Genomic DNA, 21,641 nt, shown 5'->3' with positions numbered 1-21,641 from the left:
GCAAGAGGGTCCCGGAAAGAAGTTGTCGCAGGCCGGTGGAAGACTGGGCCGCATGCACATCGTGTCCCTCGCCGGCGGCATCGGCGGCGCCCGCTTCCTGCGCGGCCTGCGCGCGACGGCCCCCGACGCCCGGATCACCGTGATCGGCAACACGGGCGACGACATCACCCTGTTCGGCCTGCGGGTCTGCCCCGACCTCGACACGGTCATGTACACCCTGGGCGGCGGCATCGACGAGGACCAGGGCTGGGGCCGCGCCAAGGAGTCGCACGTCGTCAAGGAGGAGCTGGCGGCCTACGGCGTGGAGCCGCAGTGGTTCGGGCTGGGCGACCGCGACTTCGCCACCCACATCGTCCGCTCGCAGATGCTGGAGGCCGGCTACCCGCTCTCCCAGATCACCGAGGCGCTGTGCGCCCGCTGGCAGCCCGGGGTCCGCCTGCTGCCGATGAGCGACGACCGCTGCGAGACGCACGTGGTGATCTCCGACGAGCAGGGGCGGCGCGCGGTCCACTTCCAGGAGTGGTGGGTCCGGCTGCGCGCCTCGGTGCCGGCCGAGTCGTTCGCCCTGGTCGGCGCCGACACCGCCAAGCCGGCCCCCGGTGTCCTGGAGGCGATCGAGGAGGCCGACGTGGTGATCCTGCCGCCGTCCAACCCGGTGGTGAGCATCGGCACGATCCTCCAGGTGCCCGGCATCCGCGAGGCGCTGCTGCCCAAGACGGTCGTGGGCGTCTCCCCCATCATCGGCGGCGCCCCCGTGCGCGGCATGGCCGACGCCTGCCTGACGGCCATCGGCGTCGAGACCACGGCTCAGGCGGTGCTCGGCCTCTACGGCGCCGAGCTGGTCGACGGCTGGCTGGTGGCGCCCGAGGACGACGGGGTCCGGCTGGACGGCGTCCGGGTGGTGGCCCGGCCGATCCTCATGCACGATGCCGACGCCGCGGCCGACATCGCCCGCGCCGCCCTCGACCTCGCACTGGAGCTGGCCCGATGACCGACCACACCCCCGACGCCGCGCCCGCCCCCGCATCCGGCTCCACGTCCGGTTCCTCAGCAGGGACCGGTGCCGGAACCGGGGCCGGGCTCGTCGCCCGGCCCGATGGAGGGAGCGGTGCCGTGCCGCCCGAGCGGGTGGAGGTGATTCCGGTCACGGGCCTCGGCGAGGTGCGACCCGGCGACGACCTCGCGGCCCTGCTCAAGGACGCCGATCTGCGCGACGGCGACATCGTCGTCATCACCTCCAAGATCGTGAGCAAGGCTGAGGGCCGCGTGCGGAACGCGCCCGACCGCCTGGCGGCGATCGAGGACGAGACCGTGCGGGTCGTCGCCCGGCGCGGCGACACGGTCATCTCCGAGACCCGCCACGGGTTCGTGATGGCGGCGGCCGGTGTCGACGCCTCCAACACCGACCCCGGCACCGTCCTGCTGCTGCCCGAGGACGCCGACGCCTCCGCCCGGCGGGTCCGGGCCGCGCTCCCGGCCCGGGTCGGCGTGATCGTCTCCGACACCTTCGGCCGGCCCTGGCGGCACGGGCTGATCGACGTCGCCATCGGCGCGGCCGGTGTGCTCCCGCTGGAGGACTTCCGCGGGCTCAGCGACACACACGGCAACCCGCTCAACGCCACCGTGACCGCCCTGGCCGACGAGATCGCCTCGGCCGCCGAGCTGGTCAAGGGCAAGCTCACGGGCGTCCCGGTCGCCGTCGTGCGGGGGCTGGCACACCTGGTGACCGACGACGACGGGCCGGGGGTCCGGCCGCTGGTGCGGCCGCCCGGCGAGGACATGTTCCGCTTCGGGTCGCGCGACGTGGTGTTCGCCCGCCGTACGATCCGCGAGTTCTCCGACGAGCCCGTGGACCCGGCGGCGGTGCGGCGGGCGGTCGCGGCGGGCATCGCCGCCCCGGCCCCGCACCACACGACTCCGTGGCGGTTCGTGCTGGTCGAGTCGGCGCAGACGCGGCTGAGGCTGCTCGACGCGATGCGCGAGGCGTGGATCGCCGACCTGCGCGGCGACGGGTTCACCGAGCAGTCGATCGCCAAGCGGATCAAACGCGGCGACGTGCTGCGCAAAGCCCCCTACCTCGTGGTTCCGTGCCTGGTGATGGAGGGCTCCCACACCTACCGCGACGACCGGCGCAACGCCTCCGAGCGGGAGATGTTCGTGGTCGCGACGGGCGCGGGCGTCGAGAACCTCCTGATCCAGCTCGCCGTCGAGGGGCTCGGCTCGGCGTGGGTGTCGTCCACGATGTTCTGCCGCCCGGTGGTGCGTGAGGTGCTGGAGCTGCCCGGCTCGTGGGACCCGATGGGCTGCGTCGCGGTGGGCCACGCCGCCGCCCCGCCCCGTCAGCGCCCGCCCAGGGAGCCGGACGACTTCATCGTCGTACGCTGATCTTGACAAGGGCCGTCAGACGCTCTATACGCTTAGGAAAGTTTCCTTTACATTCGTGGTATCCCCCCATGTGAAGGAGCCCTTTCATGCGAAGGACGCTCACGTTACTCGCCGCGGCAGCGATCGCCCTCGCTGCCACGGTGTTCGTCGCCCAGCCGGCGCAGGCCCACGGCTACGTCAACTCGCCGCCGAGCCGCCAGGCGTTCTGCGCCCGCGGCCAGGTGCCCAACTGCGGTGACATCATCTACGAGCCGCAGAGCGTGGAGGGGCCCAAGGGCCTGCGCAACTGCCACGCCAACAACGCCCGCTTCGCGCAGCTCAGCGACGAGAGCAAGCCGTGGCCGGTCACGTCGGTCGGGACGACGGTGACGTTCAACTGGACGTTCACCGCCCGCCACGCGACCAGCACCTACGAGTACTACATCGGCAACACGAGGGTGGCCTCGTTCAGCGGCGGAGGCCAGCAGCCGCCGCCCACGGTCTCCCACACCGTGAACCTGTCCGGGTTCTCCGGCAGGCAGAAGGTCCTGGCCGTCTGGAACATCGCCGACACGGCCAACGCCTTCTACGCCTGCATCGACCTGCGGATCGGCGGAGGCACCGGCAACCCGGAGCCCTCCCCCACGCCGACCGCGAGCCCGACGACCCCGAGCCCGACGCCCACGTCGAGCCCCGGCGGCACCTGGAAGGCGGGCACCGCCTACGGCATCGGATCCACGGTGACCTACGGCGGCGCGACCTACCGGTGCCTCCAGGCGCACACCGCCATCACCGGCTGGGAGCCGCCCAACGTCCCGGCCCTGTGGCAGAGCGTCTGACCGGCCCCTGACAGCCCCCGTCCAGCCGGCCGCCGGCGGCACACGCCCGCCGGCGGCCGTCGAAGCGCGGGGGCGAGGGCGTGAGGGCGGAGGTCAGGCGGCTGGTTTGCAGGTGGGGTGACACAGGCGGCGGGCCAGGGCGGCGAGGTAGACGTCGATGATCTCGCCCGGCTGCTCGGCGACGTGCAGGGAGCCGTTCGTGGCGGCCGCGATCCGGGCCAGGCCGTCGCCGTCCACGTCGTCACCGAACGCGATGAGGACGACCTGGACGGGCTTGTCCGGGTCCCATTCGGCCTTGAGCCGGTCGAGGAGCTGCTGGAGCCGCGTGCCGCGACCGTCGTCCTTGCCGGCGGTGATCACGAGGAGCACGTTGTTCATCTCCTCGCGGTACTCCTTCGTCACCTCCCGGAACCCGCTCAGGATGGCGTCGTGCAGCGAGCTGTCCAGGTCGGGGTGGGCGGTGATCGAGGTGGTCAGCTCGTCGAGCACGCCCCGCCGGACGACCTGCCCGCTGTCCGGCCGGCTGATCGGCCCGAGGCTCACCCGTTCCCGGTAGCCCGTCGCCGTGCCCAGCCTGTCGGCGAACTCCCACATGCCCATGTGCGTCGACTCGGGGAACAACCGCAGCCCGATCTTGGCCGCCTCCAGCGCGACACCGACCCGGGTGACGCCGCCCTTGATCGGCTCGGCCATGTGCTTCGAGGTATCGGCCAGCACCAGGATGTTCGTGGGCGGCGCCAGCCGGCTCCACGCCTGCAGCGCCTCGTCGATGTCCTCGGGCGTCACCGACGGCCGCGCCCGGGGCGCCTCCGCCGGGATTTCAGGCCCCGGCGAGATCGGCGGCAGCAGGCCGTCGCCGGAGCGGAACCCCGCCCGCCGTACCAGTTCCTGGGCCTCGGGGCCGCTCAGCCACTCGGCGAAGAGCGTCGAGGCGTCGGCCACGGCCGGGTCGGTGGCGGTCACGACATAGGGGTAGTCGAGGTTGATCGTGCCCTCGCGCGGATGCAGCGCGACGACCGGGTCGGGCGAGGGCCGGCGGCCGTGGTCCCACACCGACTGCTCGGGCACGATGACGACGGGACGCTGCCAGAACGCGCGGTCGTCCACGGCCGCCAGCATCGTGCGGTAGTCGGGGGCCGAGCCGGCCTGCGCCCAGCGCACGAACGCGGTCAGCGCCTTGTCGGCGTCCGGCCCGGTGCCGACGACGTCCCTGGCGGCGGCGACCGTGGCGATGCCGGCGCCGGCCAGCGACGGGTCGGGCACGCGGACCACGTCGGGCTCGTTCTCGGTGGGCAGCAACCGCCCGCGCACGGTCGCGGGGAAGACCATCCGCCAGTTCATCTGGGTGCCGCCCACGGAGAAGCGCCGCGCCAGCGACTGGCGGGTGGCGAAGACGAGCGGCGAGGTGGCCACCACGCTCTCGCCCGCGGGCAGCGCGCTCGCGCCCTGCTTGCGCGCGAGCCGGATCCACGCCGAGGAGTCGGCGATCCAGCCGTCCGGCCGTTCGTGCAGCACGCCCGCCCGGTCGCCGATCAGCGTCCGCAGCACGGTCGCCGGGGGCTGTTCGGTGACCTGGACGAGCACGCACCGGCCGCCCGACGTCGTCTTCGTCTCGTTGAAGCGGGCCGCGGCGTCCATGGCGACGGGCGCCACATCCACCGCCGCGGCCACGTTGACCAGAACAGGCTCTCGTGTGGCGCACAGTGCGCCACCGCCGCCGAGGAGCACCACGAGTGTGGCCGCGACGAGCACCACGGTGGCCAGCCCGGCCAGCAGACCTCGCTGGAGTGCCTTCCTCCGCCGCAGTTCAGCGCTTAACGCGGCGCGGTGTCGACCCAACCGCACGGTGAACCTCTCTCCACGGGAGTGATGATTCTCCCAGCGCCTCCCCCACCCGAATCAAGTGCTCGCTAGAACATGTTATACCTACACCGTCGGCAGGACCCGGCGCACGCTCTGGCAGACGCCGTCGCTCGCCGCGGACGCGGCCAGTCGCTCGTCGCTCGGGACGCCGTACTCGGTGGTGCGCTGGCGGACCGGCCGGCCCGTCACGCTCGCCATCGCGCGCAGCTCACTGATCGTCTTGTACGAGCCGTTCTCCGACCCGGCCATCCGGCTGATCGTCTCCTCCATGAGGGTGCCGCCGAGGTCGTTCACGCCGCCTTTCAGCACCTGGCGGCACAGGTCGTCCTGCAGCTTGACCCAGGAGCACTGGATGTTGCGTATCGCGCCGTGCAGCAGAATCCTGGCCAGGGCGTGCACGGCGCGGTTCTCGCGGGCGGTGGGGCCGGGCCGGGCGATGCCGGCGAGATAGATCGGCGCGCTGGTGTGCACGAACGGCAGCAGCACGAACTCCGAGAATCCCCCCGTCTCCTCCTGCAGCCGCCTGATCAGCTTGATGTGCCGGACCCAGTGCAGGTGGTTGTCCACGTGGCCGTACATCATGGTGGCCGTGGTCGGGATGCCCACGCGGTGGGCGGTGGTGACGACCTCGATCCACTCCTTGGCGGGCAGCTTGCCCTTCGTCAGCACCCAGCGCACGTCGTCGTCGAGGATCTCCGCCGCCGTGCCCGGCAGCGAGTCGACGCCCGCCTCCTTCGCGGCGTGCAGCCACTCCTCGATCGACAGGTTCGTCCGGCTGGCGCCGTTGACCACCTCCATCGGGGAGAAGGCGTGCACGTGCATGCCGGGCGTCCGGGCCTTGACCGCCCTGGCCAGGTCGAAGTAGGCGGTGCCGGGCAGGTCGGGGTGGATGCCGCCCTGCATGCACACCTCGGTGGCGCCGGCCAGCCAGCCCTCCTCGGCCCGGTCGGCGACCTGTTCGAGGCTCAGCGTGTAGGCGTCGGCGTCGGTCCTGCGCTGGGCGAAGGCGCAGAACCTGCACCCGGTGTAGCAGACGTTGGTGAAGTTGATGTTCCGGTTGACCACGTAGGTGACGTCGTCGCCGGCCGCCTGCGCGCGCAGGTCGTCGGCCAGGACGGCCAGCTCCTCCAGGGCGTCGCCGTCGGCCGACAGCAGGGCCACCGCCTCGTCGTCGGTGAGCCCGGCCGGGTCGGCCGCCGCCTTCCTGAGCGCCTGGCGCAGCTCGCCGGGCGTGCCGCCCCCCGAAGCCGGGGCCGCGCCCGCGGCGGGCGCGAGGCGGTCGCGCAGGGCGTCCCAGTCGCCGTAGACGTCGTCGAAGTCGTCGCGGCGGTCGGTCGTGCGGCCTGTCGTGTCCACCTCGACGTGCAGGTCCACCCGGCCGGACGGGGCGAACCCGCCATCCGGCTCCTGCCACGGCCTGCCCTGGAGCACCGCGTCCTCGCGGGCCAGCCCGGTCTCGGGGTCGGCCAGGGCCTCGACGTGCGCGAACAGCCTGGGGTCCAGCCACGGCTCACCGGCCAGCACGTACTCGGGGTAGATGGTCAGCCGCTCGCGCAGCCGGAAGCCCGCCTCGGCGGTGCGGGCCGCGAGGTCGTCGATCTGCGGCCACGGGCGTTCGGGGTTGACGTGGTCGGGGGTCAGCGGCGACACGCCGCCCCAGTCGTCGATGCCCGCCCGGATCATCAGCTCGTACTCGGAGTCGACCAGGTTGGGCGGGGCCTGAAGGCGCACCCGCGGCCCCATGACCAGCCGGGCCACCGCGATCGTGGCGGCCAGCTCCTGCAGGTCGGCGTCGGGCAGGCCGCGCATGGCGGTGTCGGGCTTGGCACGGAAGTTCTGGACGATGACCTCCTGGATGCCGCCGTACTCGCGGGCCACCCGGCGCATCGCGAAGATCGACTCGGCCCGTTCCTCGACGGTCTCGCCGATCCCGATGAGGATGCCCGTCGTGAACGGCACGTTGGACCGGCCCGCGTCCTCCAGCACGCGCAGCCGGACGGCGGGATCCTTGTCGGGCGAGCCGTAGTGCGGCTGTCCCTTCTCCTCGAACAGCCGCCGCGAGGTCGTCTCCAGCATCATGCCCATCGACGGCGCGACCGGCTTGAGCCGCTGCAGGTCACGCCAGCTCAGCACGCCGGGGTTGAGGTGCGGCAGCAGCCCGGTCTCCTCCAGCACCCTGACGGCCATCGCCCGCACGTACGACAGCGTGTCGTCGTAGCCGTGCGCGTCGAGCCACTCCCGGGCCTGCCGCCAGCGGTCCTCGGGCCGGTCTCCCAGCGTGAACAGCGCCTCCTTGCAGCCCATCGCGGCGCCCTGCCGGGCGATCTCCAGCACCTCGTCCGGGCTGAGGAACGCCGCGGGCACCTTGTGCGGGGCGGTGGCGAACGTGCAGTAGCCGCACTTGTCCCGGCACAGCCTCGTCAACGGGATGAACACCTTGCGGCTGTAGGTGATGACGCCCTCCCGGTCCACCGCCCGCAGCCCGGCGTCGCGCACCCGGGAGGCGTGGTCGAGAAGAGTGTCCAGGTGCGCGCCGCGAGCGTGCAGCAGCACGGTCGCCTCGGTGACGTCGAGGGCCTTTCCGTCACGGGCGCGGGCGAGCGCACGGCGGAGCGCGGAATCACTGACGAGACTCATACAGGGCACACTACGTCCGCCTGGGTTCCTGCCTCGCACCCAGGGCCCGCTTCCCGGCCGCCCGCCGGGCCGGAAAGCGGGGCGGATCAGGCGGCGGGGCAGTCAGCGGCGGGGCGGATCAGGCTGCAGGGTCAGAACGATCGGTAGTCGCGTGCGGCCATACGGGGCCCGCGCGCCGGCGGGCGCACCCCGGTGAGGGTGATGAGGAGCGCGGCCCGGTGCCGGTGTCCCCGGTAGGGCTCCAGCAGCCGCAGCATCCCCGGATCGTCGGTCTTCTGCCCGGTGAGCGCGTAGCCGACGATCTTGGCGAGGTGGAAGTCGCCCACGCTGACCGCGTCAGGGTCGCCGAACGCGCGCTGCCGCACCTCCGCCGACGTCCACACCCCCACACCGGGAAGCGCACGCAGCAGCCGGTCCAGCTCGGCAGTCGTGGCCGCCGCCTCCAGCTTGGCGGCGTGCCAGGCCGCCGTTGCGATGGTCCTGGCGCGTACGGCCTCGGCGCCCGCCCGGTGCCAGTGCCAGGCGGGGATCTGCCGCCACACCTCAGCCTCCGGCACCACCCGCATGCCCTCGGGCGCCGGGCCCGGGGCGGGCTCGCCGTAGCGGTGCAGCAGCCAGCGCCAGGCTCGCCACGCCTCGCGGCCGACGACCTTCTGCTCCAGCACGGCGGGCACCAGCGCCTCCATGACCCGGGCCGTCCGCCCGATCCGCAGCCCCGCGTGCCTGCGCGCCGCCTCGGCCAGCACCTCGTGGCCGGCCTCGAACCCCGCCAGGTCGTCGTCGGCCCCGAGCCACGCGGGCAGCATCTCCAGCAGCCAGCCGGCACCGGCGCCCCACGCCTGCCCGAGCACCGCGCCGTCCTTGACGCTCACCCGTAGCGTGCCGGGACCGTCGGGGGTCCTGGACGTGCGCCACACGGATCCGTCGGGGGTCCGGTGCCAGGTGGGGTCGCCGGAACCGCGCCGGTGCGGGCTCAGCGCGAGCCCGACGTCCAGCGGCCCAGCGGGCACCCACCTGCGTTCCTGCACCCGTCCAGTGTGCCGCCTCCGGGAGCCTGCCCGAGATCCCGGCTCTCAGGGTCAGATGTCGCTGGACCAGCGGACGGCGCATGCGGGCAGCCGGACGCCCGGCCAGACGCGTATGCCCGCCTGCAGCTCGTTGCCCGGACCCACCACGGCGCCGTCGCCGATGACCGCGTCGCGCACCACCGCGCCGGAGCACACCCGCGCGCCGCGCCCGAGCACCGAGTCGGTCACCGTCGCGCCCGCCTCCACCACGCACTCGTCGCTCAGCACGCTGCCCGACACGACCGCGCCCGCCTCCACGACGGCACGGGACCCCACCGCGGAGCCGTTGTTGACCTTGGCCTCCGGGGAGACGTCGGCGCCGTCGAGGGCGAGGTGGTCGCCGGTGGGGCCGGGCAGCGCCGGCGAGGCCAGGCGGCCGAGCACCAGGTCGCGCGAGCCCTGCACGAAGGCGGCCGGGGTGCCGACGTCGAGCCAGTAGGTGCGGTCGTGGTAGCCGAGGACCAGCTCGCCCGACTCGATGAGCCCCGGGAAGGTCTCGCGCTCCACCGACACCACCTCGTCGCGCGGGATCCGGTCGATGACCGAGCGGGTGAAGACGTAGCAGCCGGCGTTGATCCGGTTGGTCACCGGGTTGGAGGTCTTCTCCAGGAAGGCGGTGACGCGCCCGTCGTCGTCGGTCGGCACGCAGCCGAACCGGGTCGGGTCGTCCACCTCCGTCAGATGGAGCGTTACAGCGGCGTTCCTGGCGAGGTGGGTGCGCACCTGGTCGCCGATGTCGTGGCCCGACAGGATGTCGCCGTTGAGCACGAGCACGGGATCGGTGGGCGCCGCGGTGAGACCCTCGGCGGCGTTGCGGATGGCCCCGCCCGTGCCGAGCGGCGTCTCCTCCGTCATGTACTCCAGCGAGAGCCCGAACTCGGCCCCGTCACCGAAGACCGGCTCGAACATCGCCGCCTTGTAGGAGGTGGCGAAGACGATCCTGCGCACCCCGAACGATCGGGCGCGGGCCAGCTGGTGCGCCAGGAACGGCACGCCGGCTGTCGGCAGCAGCGGTTTGGGCGTTCCGAGCGTCAGCGGGCGCAGGCGGGTGCCCTGCCCGCCCACCAGGAGGATCGCTTCGAGGCCTGGCACAGAGGTCTCCGTCACTCAGCGAGGTTATCCGACTATTCGGCGGCACGTTGATAGGAGTTGAGATGCGCCTCGACCGATGCCTCCCAGGTGAACTCACGAGCCCGGGCCAGCCCCGCCTCCCGGAGTCGCCGGCGCTCCTCCGGGGAGGACAGCAGCCGGCCGAGCGCGACCGCGATGCTGTCGGCGTCGGGCTCGGTGTAGGCGACGGCATCGCCCCCCACCTCGGGCAGCGACGTGCGGTGGGTGGTCAGCACCGGCGCGCCGCAGGCCATGGCCTCCAGCACCGGCAGCCCGAACCCCTCGCCGCGCGACGGGAACGCCACCACCAGGGCCCCGCCGAGGAAGCCGGGCAGGTCGGGGGCGCGGAAGAAGCCGGGGCGCACCACCTTGACCGTGGCCTCCACCTCGCGGCAGGCCGCGTCGACGTCGTCCTCGTGCACGCCGCCGCCGAGGACGAGTGCGGGGGCGTCGTCGAGGTTCTTGACGACGGCGGCGAAGCCGCGGATCAGGTTGGGGACGTTCTTGCGGGGCTCCAGGGCGCCGAGGAAGGCCACGTACGGCCGGCCGTGCAGCCCGCAGCGCTCGGCGGCGCGGCGCCGCTCCTCCTCGGAGGGCGGGTGGAACTGGCTGTGGTCGACGCCGTGGTAGGCGACGTCGATGCGGGTCGGGTCGGCGGCGAGCACGCGCACCAGCTCGTCACGGGTCGCCTTGGACGGGACGATGACACGGTTGGCGCGGTGCACGGCGGTGCGGGTGGCCGAGCGGAAGAAGGCGGCCTTGTCGGGGCTGTGCTGCTCGGGCTCGGTGAACCAGGTGACGTCGTGCACCGTGACGACGACCGGCATGCCGGGGTTGATCGGCATCGAGTAGTAGGGCGCGTGGATCACCTGCGCGGCCGCGTGGCGGGCGACCAGCGGCAGGCCGGTCTGCTCCCAGGCGAGCCTGGCCGCCCTGTTGGTGATGGACACGGGGCCGGGGATGACGTCGGCCGAGGGCGCCAGCCGGCGGTATCGCTCGGCATCGGCGCGCTGGCAGACCACGACGAGGTCGGCTCCCACCCTGTCGAGCCCGGCCACCAGCCCGTCCACGTATCTGATCAGGCCGCCGCGGTCCGCGGGGACCGCCGCCGCGTCGACGAGCACTCGAGGCATTACGAAGATCTTCTCCCCTCAAGATCATCGCGGGACGGGTGTCCCCCTCTGCGTTCAGCTTATGACCAGCCTCCCCCAATTGGCGGCTCAAATCACGCACGGCCGCGTCGCGCCGCGATCCCGGCCAAACCCGCGCAGATCAGATCGCCCACGATGATGACGGCGCGGGAGCAGAGGGCCACCGCGATGGCCGCGCCGCTGTCCAGGACAGGGGCCAGCACCGCCACCATGACGGCCTCCCGCACGCCCGCGCCAGCCGGCACGACGAACGTCATGATGCCCAGGCACCACGACAGCGCGAACGCCCCGACGGCGAAGACCAGGCCGGCCTCCGGGAGGACGAAGTACAGGTGCAGGCCGTAGCAGGCCCAGCCGGCCAGCGCCCAGCACAGCGCCGTGAGCATGCCGCGCCGGGTCAGCGGGTGCTCCAGCGGCTCCCGGCCGAGCTTGCGCAGGCCGAACCCGATCACCCCGTTGATCACCTTGGGTTCCAGCAGCACCAGCAGCACGGGCACGAGCAGCAGCAGCCCGCCGTAGCGGTCCCAGCCGAGCGTGACGAGCGTGACCAACAGGCCCGTGGCGAGCTGGATCGGCATCATGAGGAAGAACGCCGCCGCGCTGCGCGCCTTGGGCACGCCGAGGTCGCGCCCCATCTCCATCTGGGCGAGCACGGGCCAGACGGTGCCGGGGATGTACTTGCCGAGCTGGCCGACGAAGAAGACCTTGGTGGCCGGCCGGAACTCCAGCGGCGAGCCGAGGTCGGCCAGCAGGGTGCGCCAGGTGAGCATGGCGCCGAGCAGCGCGGCGACCACGGCCACCAGCGACCCGGCGAGCAGCGCGGGGTTCAGCCGGGCGAACCCGGCCACCACGCCGTCCCACTGCGAGGCCACGGCCCACGCGCCGAACCCGAGGGCGACCAGCAGGAACCCCACCCGCAGCAGCCGCCGGACCCGCGACCGCCCGGCCCCGAGCGCGACCGCCTCCGCTTCCCGCGCGCCGTCCGTGGGGACGCCGTCGTCGGCGGTGCCGTCGTCGCGGGTGCCGTCGTCGCGGGTGCCGTCGTCGGGGGTGCCGTCGTCGGGGGCGCCTTCGTCGCTCATGGGCTCGCGCCGTCCCGCCGTGCCCGCTTCACCCGGCGTCACAGCGGCTGCGGCGGTTGCGGGAGCGCGGCGCCCGCCGGGCGGCGCGGCGTCTTGGTGGCCACCCACAGGTAGGTGGGCACGAGCGGCAGCAACACCTGCAGCGCCGCCCGCGGGGTGCGCGCCAGCACCGTGCGGGCCACCCGCCCGAGCGCCCCCGGGAACAGCTCCGAACCCGCGAACCGCTCCGGCGAGGCGAGCACCGGGATCGTGTAGTCCCACACGTGGAAGGCCCGCAGCATCCTGCGCAGCCCGCGCCGGGTGCGGAAGCGCTCGTAGTAGTGGTCGGCCCGGCCGAAGGCGCGCACGTAGCGGTCGGCCGCCGCGGGCGGCAGGTAGGACAGGAACGGCAGCTTGTAGTGCGGCTCCATGATGCCCAGCCGGTTGCCCAGCCCGAGGTAGAGGACGCCTCGGTCGGACAGCACCCGGTGCATCTCGGCCACCACGGCGTCGGGGTCGACCACGTGCTCGTAGATGTGGTTGAACACGAGCACGTCGAGCGAGCCGTCGGGGAACGGCAGCGCCGTGCCGTCGCCGCAGACGAACGCCACCCGCCCGCCGAACCTGTCGGCGGCCTTGCGCAGCCCCGGCACGTCGATGTCGACGCCCAGCGTGTGGCCGGCGCCGGCGGCGGCCAGCTCGTCGGCGATGAACCCGGCCGAGCAGCCCACATCGCCCACGGTCAGCCCGGTGAGCGGCCCCTGGAAGTGTTCGAGAACCGCGATGATCTTCGCGGCCTTGCGACGGCGCTTGGCCTCGTCGAGCATGGCCGACTGGAACTCGGAGTACTCGAGCTGCGCGACCCGTTCCTTACTCACGCCGCCCTACAGTACCGTCGCCCGTGCCGCCGTCCCGCCGCGAACGGCGGGACGGGCGGCGGGAACAGGCGGCACGAAGGGGCGGCACGAAGGGGCGGAGCGAACGTCCGCGAGGCACCTACCGGCCGGTCACGTTCGCGCGTACCCTTGGCGGATGCTCCGCCGCCTGCTGCGCGTCGTCCTGGCGCTGGTCGCGCTCGGTTTCCTCGGGTACGGCCTGGCCCGCAACTGGGACGAGACCACCGCCAAACTCGCCGGGCTGTCGCCGTGGGTGCTGCTCGGGGCGTTCGCCGCGGTGCTGGCGGGCCAGTTGTGCCATCTGGTCGCCTGGCGGCAGGTGCTGGCCGGGCTGGGCTCGCCGCTGCCGGTGCGGGTGGCCGGACGGATCATGTTCGTGGGCCAGCTCGGCAAGTACATCCCCGGCTCGGTGTGGGCGTACGCGGCGATGATGGAGCTGGGGCGCGACCACGGCAGCCCGCCGCGCCGCACGTTCGCGTGCATCTCGCTGTCGCTGGTGATCAACCTCGGGGTGGCGCTCGCGATCGCCGCCGCCACGCTGGCCGGCCGCGACGCGCTGCGCGAGGCCTGGTACCTGGTGCTGCTCGTGCCGGTGATCGCCGTGTGCCTGCACCCGCGGGTGCTCACCTGGGGCCTCAACCTGGCGCTGCGGCTGGCGCGCAAGGAGCCACTGGAGACCGTGCTGCCCGGCCGCACGGTTCTGGTCGCCACCGCGTGGACGGCGCTCGGCTGGTTCGTCTACGGCCTGCACATCTGGCTGCTCGCGGGCCGGTGGGACCTGTACGTGGTCGCCACCGGCGCCTACGCCTTCGCCTGGGCGACCGGCCTGCTCGCCGTGGTCGTGCCCGCCGGGGTGGGGGTGCGGGAGGGCGCGCTGGTGCTGGTGCTCGCGCCGCTGGTGGGCCAGGGGGCGGCGCTGGCCGTGGCGGTCGTGTCGCGGCTGGCGTTCACGCTGGCCGACGTCGCCGCCGCGGGCGTGGCGTTCCTGCTGGGCCGTCAGAGGCCGAGCAGCGTGCCGGTGTACGCCGACCAGAAGGGCTCCGGGTCCACGGCCTTGACCCCCGACCGCAACCTCTCTGGCTCGCCCGAGGCGTAGAAGCGCTCGATCGCCGCGCGGAGCGCGCCCACGTCACCCGGCTCGACGAGCAGCCCGTCGACCCCGTCGGTGACGTGGTCGGCCAGCGCGCCGACCCGGGTGGCGATCACCGGGACACCGTGCTCGTGGCCGAGCCAGACGTTCTGGCTGGCGGTGGCGTGCCGGTAGGGCAGCACGAGCGCGTCGGCCCGCGCGAACAGCGGCGCCACCTGCTCGGCCGGCACGTAGCCCGGCCGCAGCTCGACCCGGTCGGCGAGGCCCAGCTCCTCGACGAGCGCCCTGGTGGCGTCGAGCCCGCCCCAGAACTCGCCCGCCACGGTCAGCGACACCCCGTCGGGCAGGGCGCGCAGCAGCAGGTCGAGCCCCTTGTACGGCCGCACGATGCCGAAGAACAGCAGCCGCCGGTGCACGGTGGCCGACCGTTCGGCATGGGTGGACGGCAGGTGCGGCGGCAGCCCGGCCACGGCCACCGGCCCGGACGTCAGCGACCGGGCCAGCGCCGCCTGCTCCTCGGAGTGGGTCAGCACGGCGTCGGCCCGCTTGAGCAGCGCCTTCATCAGTGGCTCGTCGTACGGCTTGCGCTCGTGGGGCAGCACGTTGTGGCACAGGGCGACCGCCTTGGCGCGGCGGCGCAGGCCGTACAGGATGCCGAGGTAGGCGGGCACCTGCACGGGGCTGAGCACGGCGAGCACCACCAGGTCGGCCGAGCGCAGCCGCCGCCCGGCGGCGAGCCAGCCGTCGGGGCGCCGCCAGTCGAGCCGGCGCTCGGTGCGCGGGTAGGGGGTGCCCTCGGGCGCGGAGATCGTCTGCTGCCCGGGGTAGAGGAACGACGGGTACTGGGCCCGCCACGACTCGATCACCACGTCGTGGCCCAGCGCGGCCAGGCGGTGCGCCAGCTCGGTGGTGTGCTGCGCCCCGCCCCCCTTGTACGGGTAGGTGGGGCCGATGACGGCGATGCGCACGTTCAGTCGCCCCGCGAGCGCACGATCAGGTCGGCCAGCAGCGCCACCGAGCCGATGAGCAACCCCGACAGGAAGATCATGACGGTGTTGGCCGGGAAGTAGAACGGGTGCTGGACCATGTCCCAGACGCCCTTGACCAGCCCGATCGCCACCAGCCAGAGCGCCGGCGGCATGAGCACCTTGAGCGGGTTGAAGTACATGATCATCCGCAGCACCTGCAGGATGTAGCGATAGGCGTCGGAGACGAAGCTGAACTTCGACGTGCCGGCCCGCTTGGCGTACTCGATCGGCAGGTAGTAGACGTCGTGCTGGTTGGACAGGAACGACAGCGTGATCGTCGTGACGCACGAGAAGCCGGGCGGCAGCAGCCGCAGGTAGGGCCTGGCCACCGACTTGCGGAAGGCCCGCAACCCCGAGTTGAGGTCGGGGATCTTCTGGCCGGCGAGCATCTCGGCCACCTTGCGGATCACCCACTTGGCGGGGACGCGCAGCAGCTTGTGCGAGCCCTCCTCGCTGGTGCGCGCGCCGACGACCTGGTCGACCGCCGGGTCCTTGTCCAGGATGCGCACCAGCTCGGGGATGCGCTCGTTGGGGTAGGTCATGTCGGCGTCGGTCCAGACGACGATCTCGCCCCTGGCCTCCTGGGTGCCGATCCGGCGCACGGTGCCGGAGCCGCCGTTGCGGTGGAAGGCGCGGATGCGCAGGTGCGGGAACCTCGGCGCCGACTCCTGCAGCCGCAGCAGCGTCTCGTCGGTCGAGCAGTCGTCCACGGCGACCAGCTCGTAGGTGTAGCCGCTGGAGTCCATCGCCCGGGTGATGCGCTCGACCTCGTCGATGACGTGGTCCTGCTCGTTGTAGCAGGGCAGGACGATCGTGACGTATGGCGCTTCTTCCACGGTGCTTCCACTCTGGGGGGTCTCTGGCGTGCTCACGTGCGTCGAGGGTACTCTGCCCGGCCGGGAAGCGGGTCCACATCAGGTGTGGCGCCGCGTCAGCCGGCGGCCATCCACACGTTGATCCGCAGCGACCACGTGCCGTCGGGCGGGCCGGTCAGCGACCGCTCGTCCTGCCGGGTGACCAGCGCCATCACCTGCCGGGGCGGACCGTACGGGGCGACCTGGGCGGCCTCGGCGGCCAGCACGACGGGCACCCTCCCGGCTGCGCGCACCCGGTCCATCAACCGGCGCACCTCATGCTCGGGGGCCGTGTCACGGTCGGGATCCCAGCGCACCCGGGCCGCCGGGAGGCCGCACATGCCGCGGACGACCTGCGTGAAGCGCTCGCCGGTGACCCGCTCGACGACGAGGACCGCGGCGTTCGGCGGGATCCGCGCGCACAGCGCGGCCACGGCCGCCGCCTCGCCGCGCTCGACCGGGGTGAACGCCGTGCCGATCGAGGTCACGGCGGGCGGCACGAGCACGAGCAGGGCTCCGGCGCCCGCCACCCACCGCCGGCGGCGCCCCTTCCCGCGCCCCCCGTCGTCCGCCCGGTCGCCCGCCTTGCCGCCCATCTTGTCGCCCGCCCGGTCGCCCGCCTTGTCGCGCACCCATCCCAGCCCCCAGACGGCGAGCAGGACGAGCCCGGGGATCACGACGGGCACCAGGCGGCGCGCCGCCCACGGGTGGTCGGGCGTGATCTCCGGCCGCAGCAGCGTGGTGAGCGTGGTCCAGCCGATCACGGCGAGCGGCGCCAGCCAGGCGGACGAGCGGCCCTGCAACAGCCCGCGCACCAGCAGGGCGGCGGCGAGCGTGGCCAGCAGGACCACCGGCACGCCGACGTACCAGGCGACCCAGTGCAGCGACTCCTCGAAGTAGAGCCGCTCGCCGTCGGCGAACAGGCCGTTGGCCCGCTGGATCTCCTCGATGAACCGCGCGGTCCGCCGATCCTCTGTCGTCTCGGGGGTCCGCCGCACGGTCTGGAACCACGGCCGTACGGCGAGCCCGGCCATCACGAGCACGACGAGCGCGGCCCCCGCACCCGGCAGCCACCCCGGCCGCCGCACGCGCGCCAGCCAGGGGGCCGCCGCCGTGCCGGCCGCGGTCAGGACCAGGACGGCGGCGCAGATGAGCAGCAGCGGCTGGACCGAGCGCGACAGGTACGCGAGATACGGCCGGGACAGCGTGTACGCGGCGAACAGTCCCAGCCCGGCGCCGGCCGCGAGTCCCACGAGCAGCGGCGGCCCGACCGCCCCCTCGGGCCTGGCGAAGCGGCGCAGCGCGATCAGCAGCCCCGCGAACGCCAGCACCGGCAGCACGTCGCGCAGCCCGTCCACCCTGACCAGCACGGCCAGCCCGAACACCAGCCCGGTCACCACGCCCTCGCCCCACCGCGACGCCCCGGCCCGGCCGGCCGCAACGGTCCTGGAGAGGGCGTCGTGGAGCAGCGCCAGGCCGCCGAACAGCAGGATCATCGACGGGATCTCGCTGAACGTGGTGCGCGAGGTGTACAGGACCGGCAGGCACACCGCGAACGCCAGCGCCGCGAGCGGCGCCCACCGCGCCCCGGCCAGCCGCGCCACCACCCCGGCCAGCGTGAGCACGGCGAACGCCCCCAGCACGGCCGGCGTCAGCAGCATCGCTCCCAGCCAGTCACCGGCGGCGAACAGCAGCGGCGCCCCCGGCATGAACTGCGGCACGACGGCCCCGTCCACCTGGTAGAAGCCCATGCTGCCGAAGTCGAGCGCCCGGTCCGCGCCACCGAACGCCTCCGCCCGCGCCGCGATCGGCAGCGAGCCGTGCCCGGCCAGCCAGGCGGCGTACTGGGCGTAGGTGGCCGGATCACGGCGCACGGCGAGCTGCTCGGAGTGCAGCAGCGCGTTGAACACGCCCGAGGCGGCGGCGACGGCGAGCACCGCCCCCGTCCGGAGCGCCGTGGTCTCGATCAGCGGCCCCGGGCGGTGCAACGCGAACCGGGCGAGCAGCGCGGTCACCGCCAGGCCGAGCACCGTCGCCGGCAGCGGCGTGTACCGGCCGGCCAGCAGCAGCGGCAGCCCGGCCAGCAGCCACCCGGCCACGGCGAGGGCGGGCAGCAGCGAGGCCACGGCGAGCACCCTGCCCGCCGACGGCCTTCGTCGCTGGTGGAGCACGCCGGATCCCATCGGTGATCGCGAGGGTATCCAACGTGCCGCCGCACCCGCGATGACACGACCCGGCCCCCGACGCGGGTAGCGTACGCGACGTGCACCACGCCTCAGCTCCGCCCGCCGTCCGGGCCGACGCGGTCCGCGCCCGGCTGACGGTCGCGGCGGCGCGGCGGCACCGCTGGTTCCTCGGGGTGCTGGCCGCCGGCGCCGTGCTGCGCGTGCTGGCCATGCTCGGCTACCGGCCCGCGCTGTGGTTCCCCGACTCCTACACCTACATCGTCACCGTCTTCAGGCCGCGCCCCGACCTGGTGCGCCCGGCGGGCTACTCGGCGTTCCTCAAGCTGCTGGAGCCGTTCCACTCCTTCGCCGTGGTGACGGGGCTCCAGCACCTGCTCGGCCTGGCCACGGGCGTGCTCGTGTACCTCGCGGCGCGCCGGGCCCCCTGGGGGGTGCCGCGGCGGGCGGCCACGCTCGCCACGGTGCCGGTGCTGCTCGACGCCTACCAGATCGAGCTGGAGCACCTGCTGGTCTCCGACACGCTGTTCATGTTCCTGGTGGTGAGCGCGGTGGTGCTGGTCCTGCGGGGCGACCGGCGGGTCGTGGCCGCCGGGCTGCTGCTGGGCGCGGCCACGCTGACCAGGACCGTCGGCCTGCCGCTGGTGGCGGTGCTCGGCGTGTGGTTCGTGCTGCGCGGGCGGGTCCGGCCGGCCGGCGTGCTGGCGCTCGCCGCGCTCGTGCCGGTCGTCGCGTACGGGGCCTGGTTCTCCGCCACCTACCAGCGGCTCGGCATCGTCGGAGCGAACGGCGCGTTCCTCTACGCCCGCACGATGTCGTTCGCCGACTGCGCCGAGATGAACCCGCCGGCCGATCTGAGAGTGCTGTGCGACCCGCGCCCGCCGGAGCGGCGGCCGCCGTCGCAGGAGTACCTCTGGGCCAAGGACTCTCCTCTGGTGATGCTGCCCGGCATCACCTTCACCGCCGAGAACGACGGCCTGGCCGGCCGTTTCGCGACGCTGGCGATCCAGGAGCAGCCGCTCGACTACGCGGCCTCGGTGCTGGCGGAGCTGGGCCGCACGTTCGCGTGGGGCCGCCCGGTCTACCCGGACGCGGAGATCTACGGCTACTACGAGTTCCCCGCGGCGTCGCCGCCCCCGCCGGGCCGGTGGGAGGCGCAGCTCGGCGTGGACATGGGCAGGCGGTACGAGGGGGGCGAGATCGGCACCGAGGTGGCCGAGCCGTTCGCCGGGTGGCTGCGGGCCTACCAGGACGTCGTCCGGCTGCCGGGCACCGTGCTGCTGGTGGTCCTGCTGGTGCCGCCCGCGCTGGCCGTGGTCCGGCTGCGCCGCCCCGGAACCCGCCCCGGGGTGTGGGCCCGGTCGCGCCGCACCGGGACACCGGACCGCCCGATCGGCGGTGCCGGGCCCGCCTGGCTGCCGCCCTGGTCGGTGGCCGTCACCCTGCTCGTCGTGCCGGCCGCCGTGGCGGAGTTCGACTACCGGTACGTGCTTCCGGCCGTGCCCCTGGCCTGCCTGGCCGCCGTTCTCGCCGGCCGCGCTGACCTGGGTGAACGTGATCAATTTGGCAATGATATTCCACGTAATGTCCAGGTCTGAGTATGCTTTGGGCCTGATTCACCAGCGCAGGGTCATGACCGATTCCCTCAGTCATGGCCCCGGGCACGCCGTACGTGACCTAGTCTCGTGGCGCAGAACGACCGAGCCGACGCGCGAGGTGCACCGGACCAGGCGAGGGGGCGCATGACCGACGTGAGAAGCGTGTCCGCCCAGGACCGCAGGTCCGCCCCGACCCAGCCCGGATCCCGGATGGCCCGCAGAGCCGCGGCCGCGGCCCCGCCGCCCCCGCCCGAGGACCTTCCCCCACGCGGCCATCGCGGCCGCGGCGGTGGCGGCGGCAACAGGATGCGCATCCTGGCCTGGGTCAGCATCGCCACGACCACGGTGATGGTCGCGGGCGCGCTGACGGGCTACACCGTCTACCGCGACGCCTTCAGCAACATCAACAAGAAGGACGTCAACAAGGACATCATCAACCCGCGCCCTCCGTCCACCGGCGCGCTCAACGTGCTGCTGGTCGGCTCCGACACCCGGGCCGGCAAGGGGAACGCGAGATACGGCCAGGCCCAGGCCAGGATGGCCGACGCCGGCGGCAAGCGCACCGACACGATGATCCTCATGCACATCTCCCCCAACCGGGACAAGGCGCAGCTCGTCAGCTTCCCGCGCGACTCGATGGTGCAGATCCCCCAGTGCAAGAACGAGACGACCAAACAGGTCATGCCGCCCCGCCGTGACATGATCAACTCGGCCTACAACTCGGGCGGCATCGCCTGCACGATGTCCACGATCGAGCAGCTCACGGGCATCCGCGTCGACCACTTCGTGGAGGTCGACTTCAGCGGCTTCAAGAACATCGTCGACGCGCTCGGCGGCATCGAGATCTGTCTCAAGTCCGGCGTCAACGACAGGGCCTCCAAGCTCACCCTGCCCCCGGGCAAGAGCCGCCTGAACGGCGAGCAGGCCCTCGGCTACGTGCGGCTGCGCAAGTACGGCGACGGCAGCGACATCCAGCGCATCAAGCGCCAGCAGATCTTCCTCAGCAAGGTGGTGGCGAAGGCCACCAGCAGCGACCTGCTCACCGACGTGCCGCAGCTCACCGGCTTCATCAAGGCCGCCGCCCAGTCGGTCACCATGGACCCCGAGCTGGCCAACAACCCCGAGAAGCTGATCGAGATCGCGCAGAGCGCCCAGCAGATGACGGCGGGCGGGGTCAAGTTCATCACGGTGCCGTGGATGCCCGACCCCGAGGACGAGAACCGCGTGGTCTGGAAGGAAGAGGCCAAGGATCTGTGGGCGGCGATCAAGTCCGACATCGAGATCGCCCAGCCCACGCCGTCCGCCAGCGCCAGCACCAAGCCGAAGGTCACCATCAAGCCGGAGCAGGTGCAGGTGCAGGTGCTCAACGGCACCACCACCCAGGGCAAGGCCCGCGAGGTCGCCGACCTGCTCAGCAAGCAGGGCTTCCGGGTCGTCGGCCTGGGCAACTACGCGACCCCCGACGGCACGTCGCTGCCGGCCACGCAGATCCGCTACGCCAAGGCGGCCGCCACCGGCGGCGACTACGCCGAAGCGCTGGCCGGGATGGTGCTGCCCAAGCCCGCGCCCACCGCCGGCAAGGTGCGGCCCAACACCACCGACGTCTACACCTCGCCGGTGCCGCTGCCGTCCACCGCCGCCACGGCCAAGAAGGCGCCGGTCATCCAGCTCGTCGTCGGCGCCGACTTCAAGTCGGTGAAGGTGGAGAAACTGCCCGACAGCGTCAACAACAACACGATCACCGCCAGCCAGCAGAAGAATGTCTGTGTCTGACCTCAGAGTTCGCTGTGTAAGGGCCTCCTATCGGCCCGGCTGAGAGACAGGACCCTTCAGGCGGCGATAATGTGTTGCGGGTCGGCGACGTGATCGCCCTGCGCCGTCAAGGTGCCTCAACGGCACG

At 73.1% G+C, this 21,641-nt stretch carries 16 protein-coding genes; 6 read left to right on the top strand and 10 right to left on the bottom strand.

Annotated elements, in window-relative coordinates:
- Positions 1-52 precede the first annotated feature (52 nt).
- The 3 genes from cofD (at position 53) to FHU36_RS35875 (ending at position 3,203) form a co-directional block, all read left to right on the top strand.
- Complete coding sequence (gene cofD, locus FHU36_RS35885; protein ID WP_185088494.1) at positions 53-991, top strand: 2-phospho-L-lactate transferase; 939 nt, start codon at positions 53-55, stop codon at positions 989-991.
- Positions 988-2,385 carry a coenzyme F420-0:L-glutamate ligase gene (locus FHU36_RS35880; RefSeq protein WP_185088493.1) on the top strand — a complete coding sequence of 466 codons (1,398 nt, stop codon included), beginning with the start codon at positions 988-990 and terminating at the stop codon, positions 2,383-2,385. The genes cofD and FHU36_RS35880 overlap by 4 nt, the downstream gene beginning before the upstream one ends.
- An 86-nt stretch (positions 2,386-2,471) precedes the next feature.
- Entirely contained in the window at positions 2,472-3,203 is a 732-nt protein-coding gene (locus FHU36_RS35875; RefSeq protein WP_185088492.1) for a lytic polysaccharide monooxygenase, read from the top strand.
- A gap of 93 nt (positions 3,204-3,296) precedes the next feature.
- Here FHU36_RS35875 and FHU36_RS35870 read toward each other — a convergent pair whose 3' ends face one another.
- The 7 genes from FHU36_RS35870 to FHU36_RS35840 form a co-directional block, all read right to left on the bottom strand.
- Positions 3,297-5,048, bottom strand: coding sequence for a substrate-binding and VWA domain-containing protein (locus FHU36_RS35870; protein ID WP_312892068.1), 1,752 nt, complete (start codon positions 5,046-5,048; stop codon positions 3,297-3,299).
- Between the two features lie 81 nt (positions 5,049-5,129).
- On the bottom strand, positions 5,130-7,703 hold the full coding sequence (locus FHU36_RS35865; RefSeq protein ID WP_185088491.1) for a bifunctional FO biosynthesis protein CofGH: 2,574 nt from the start codon (positions 7,701-7,703) through the stop codon (positions 5,130-5,132).
- A gap of 131 nt (positions 7,704-7,834) precedes the next feature.
- Positions 7,835-8,731 carry a DNA-3-methyladenine glycosylase family protein gene (locus tag FHU36_RS35860; RefSeq protein WP_185088490.1) on the bottom strand — a complete coding sequence of 299 codons (897 nt, stop codon included), beginning with the start codon at positions 8,729-8,731 and terminating at the stop codon, positions 7,835-7,837.
- A 51-nt stretch (positions 8,732-8,782) separates the two neighbouring features.
- On the bottom strand, positions 8,783-9,877 hold the full coding sequence (gene manB / locus FHU36_RS35855; RefSeq protein ID WP_312892067.1) for a mannose-1-phosphate guanylyltransferase: 1,095 nt from the start codon (positions 9,875-9,877) through the stop codon (positions 8,783-8,785).
- A 17-nt stretch (positions 9,878-9,894) separates the two neighbouring features.
- A complete protein-coding gene (locus FHU36_RS35850) occupies positions 9,895-11,013 on the bottom strand; it encodes a glycosyltransferase family 4 protein (protein ID WP_185088489.1) in 1,119 nt (372 codons plus the stop codon).
- 92 nt (positions 11,014-11,105) lie between these two features.
- On the bottom strand, positions 11,106-12,113 hold the full coding sequence (locus tag FHU36_RS35845) for a lysylphosphatidylglycerol synthase transmembrane domain-containing protein (protein WP_185088488.1): 1,008 nt from the start codon (positions 12,111-12,113) through the stop codon (positions 11,106-11,108).
- Between the two features lie 38 nt (positions 12,114-12,151).
- Positions 12,152-12,970 (bottom strand): class I SAM-dependent methyltransferase, encoded by an 819-nt coding sequence (locus FHU36_RS35840; protein WP_312892066.1) that lies wholly within the window; start codon positions 12,968-12,970, stop codon positions 12,152-12,154.
- A gap of 154 nt (positions 12,971-13,124) precedes the next feature.
- On the opposite strand from FHU36_RS35840, the gene FHU36_RS35835 reads away from it, so the two are divergent.
- Positions 13,125-14,084 (top strand): lysylphosphatidylglycerol synthase domain-containing protein, encoded by a 960-nt coding sequence (locus FHU36_RS35835; protein WP_185088487.1) that lies wholly within the window; start codon positions 13,125-13,127, stop codon positions 14,082-14,084.
- Here the strand turns inward: FHU36_RS35835 and FHU36_RS35830 are convergent.
- From FHU36_RS35830 to FHU36_RS35820, 3 genes are all read right to left on the bottom strand, one after another.
- Positions 13,985-15,046: a glycosyltransferase family 4 protein gene (locus tag FHU36_RS35830; protein WP_185088486.1), complete on the bottom strand. Its 1,062-nt coding sequence runs from the start codon at positions 15,044-15,046 to the stop codon at positions 13,985-13,987. The two genes, FHU36_RS35835 and FHU36_RS35830, sit on opposite strands and share 100 nt — an antisense overlap.
- A gap of 2 nt (positions 15,047-15,048) precedes the next feature.
- A complete protein-coding gene (locus FHU36_RS35825; protein ID WP_312892065.1) occupies positions 15,049-15,942 on the bottom strand; it encodes a glycosyltransferase family 2 protein in 894 nt (297 codons plus the stop codon).
- A gap of 95 nt (positions 15,943-16,037) precedes the next feature.
- The gene (locus FHU36_RS35820) at positions 16,038-18,131 is read right to left on the bottom strand and encodes a hypothetical protein (RefSeq protein WP_312892064.1); all 2,094 of its coding nucleotides are present in this window, start codon (positions 18,129-18,131) and stop codon (positions 16,038-16,040) included.
- Between the two features lie 92 nt (positions 18,132-18,223).
- Here FHU36_RS35820 and FHU36_RS35815 point away from each other — a divergent pair, with 92 nt between their 5' ends.
- Positions 18,224-19,741, top strand: coding sequence for a glycosyltransferase family protein (locus FHU36_RS35815; RefSeq protein WP_312892063.1), 1,518 nt, complete (start codon positions 18,224-18,226; stop codon positions 19,739-19,741).
- Between the two features lie 144 nt (positions 19,742-19,885).
- Positions 19,886-21,514 (top strand): LCP family protein, encoded by a 1,629-nt coding sequence (locus FHU36_RS35810; RefSeq protein ID WP_185088483.1) that lies wholly within the window; start codon positions 19,886-19,888, stop codon positions 21,512-21,514.
- The last annotated feature ends 127 nt before the right edge of the window (positions 21,515-21,641 follow it).

Origin of the sequence: Nonomuraea muscovyensis (assembly GCF_014207745.1) — a bacterium.
GTDB lineage: Bacteria > Actinomycetota > Actinomycetes > Streptosporangiales > Streptosporangiaceae > Nonomuraea > Nonomuraea muscovyensis.
This window is presented reverse-complemented; position numbering and strand designations above follow the sequence as displayed.

Excerpts from the sequence above, each read along its gene's own strand:
- cofD (WP_185088494.1), top strand. The coding sequence starts at position 53 with ATGCACATCGTGTCCCTCGCCGGCGGCATCGGCGGCGCCCGCTTCCTG.
- FHU36_RS35880 (WP_185088493.1), top strand. The coding sequence starts at position 988 with ATGACCGACCACACCCCCGACGCCGCGCCCGCCCCCGCATCCGGCTCC.
- FHU36_RS35875 (WP_185088492.1), top strand. The coding sequence starts at position 2,472 with ATGCGAAGGACGCTCACGTTACTCGCCGCGGCAGCGATCGCCCTCGCT.
- FHU36_RS35865 (WP_185088491.1), bottom strand. The coding sequence starts at position 7,703 with ATGAGTCTCGTCAGTGATTCCGCGCTCCGCCGTGCGCTCGCCCGCGCC.
- FHU36_RS35850 (WP_185088489.1), bottom strand. The coding sequence starts at position 11,013 with ATGCCTCGAGTGCTCGTCGACGCGGCGGCGGTCCCCGCGGACCGCGGC.
- FHU36_RS35845 (WP_185088488.1), bottom strand. The coding sequence starts at position 12,113 with ATGAGCGACGAAGGCGCCCCCGACGACGGCACCCCCGACGACGGCACC.
- FHU36_RS35835 (WP_185088487.1), top strand. The coding sequence starts at position 13,125 with ATGCTCCGCCGCCTGCTGCGCGTCGTCCTGGCGCTGGTCGCGCTCGGT.
- FHU36_RS35810 (WP_185088483.1), top strand. The coding sequence starts at position 19,886 with ATGACCGACGTGAGAAGCGTGTCCGCCCAGGACCGCAGGTCCGCCCCG.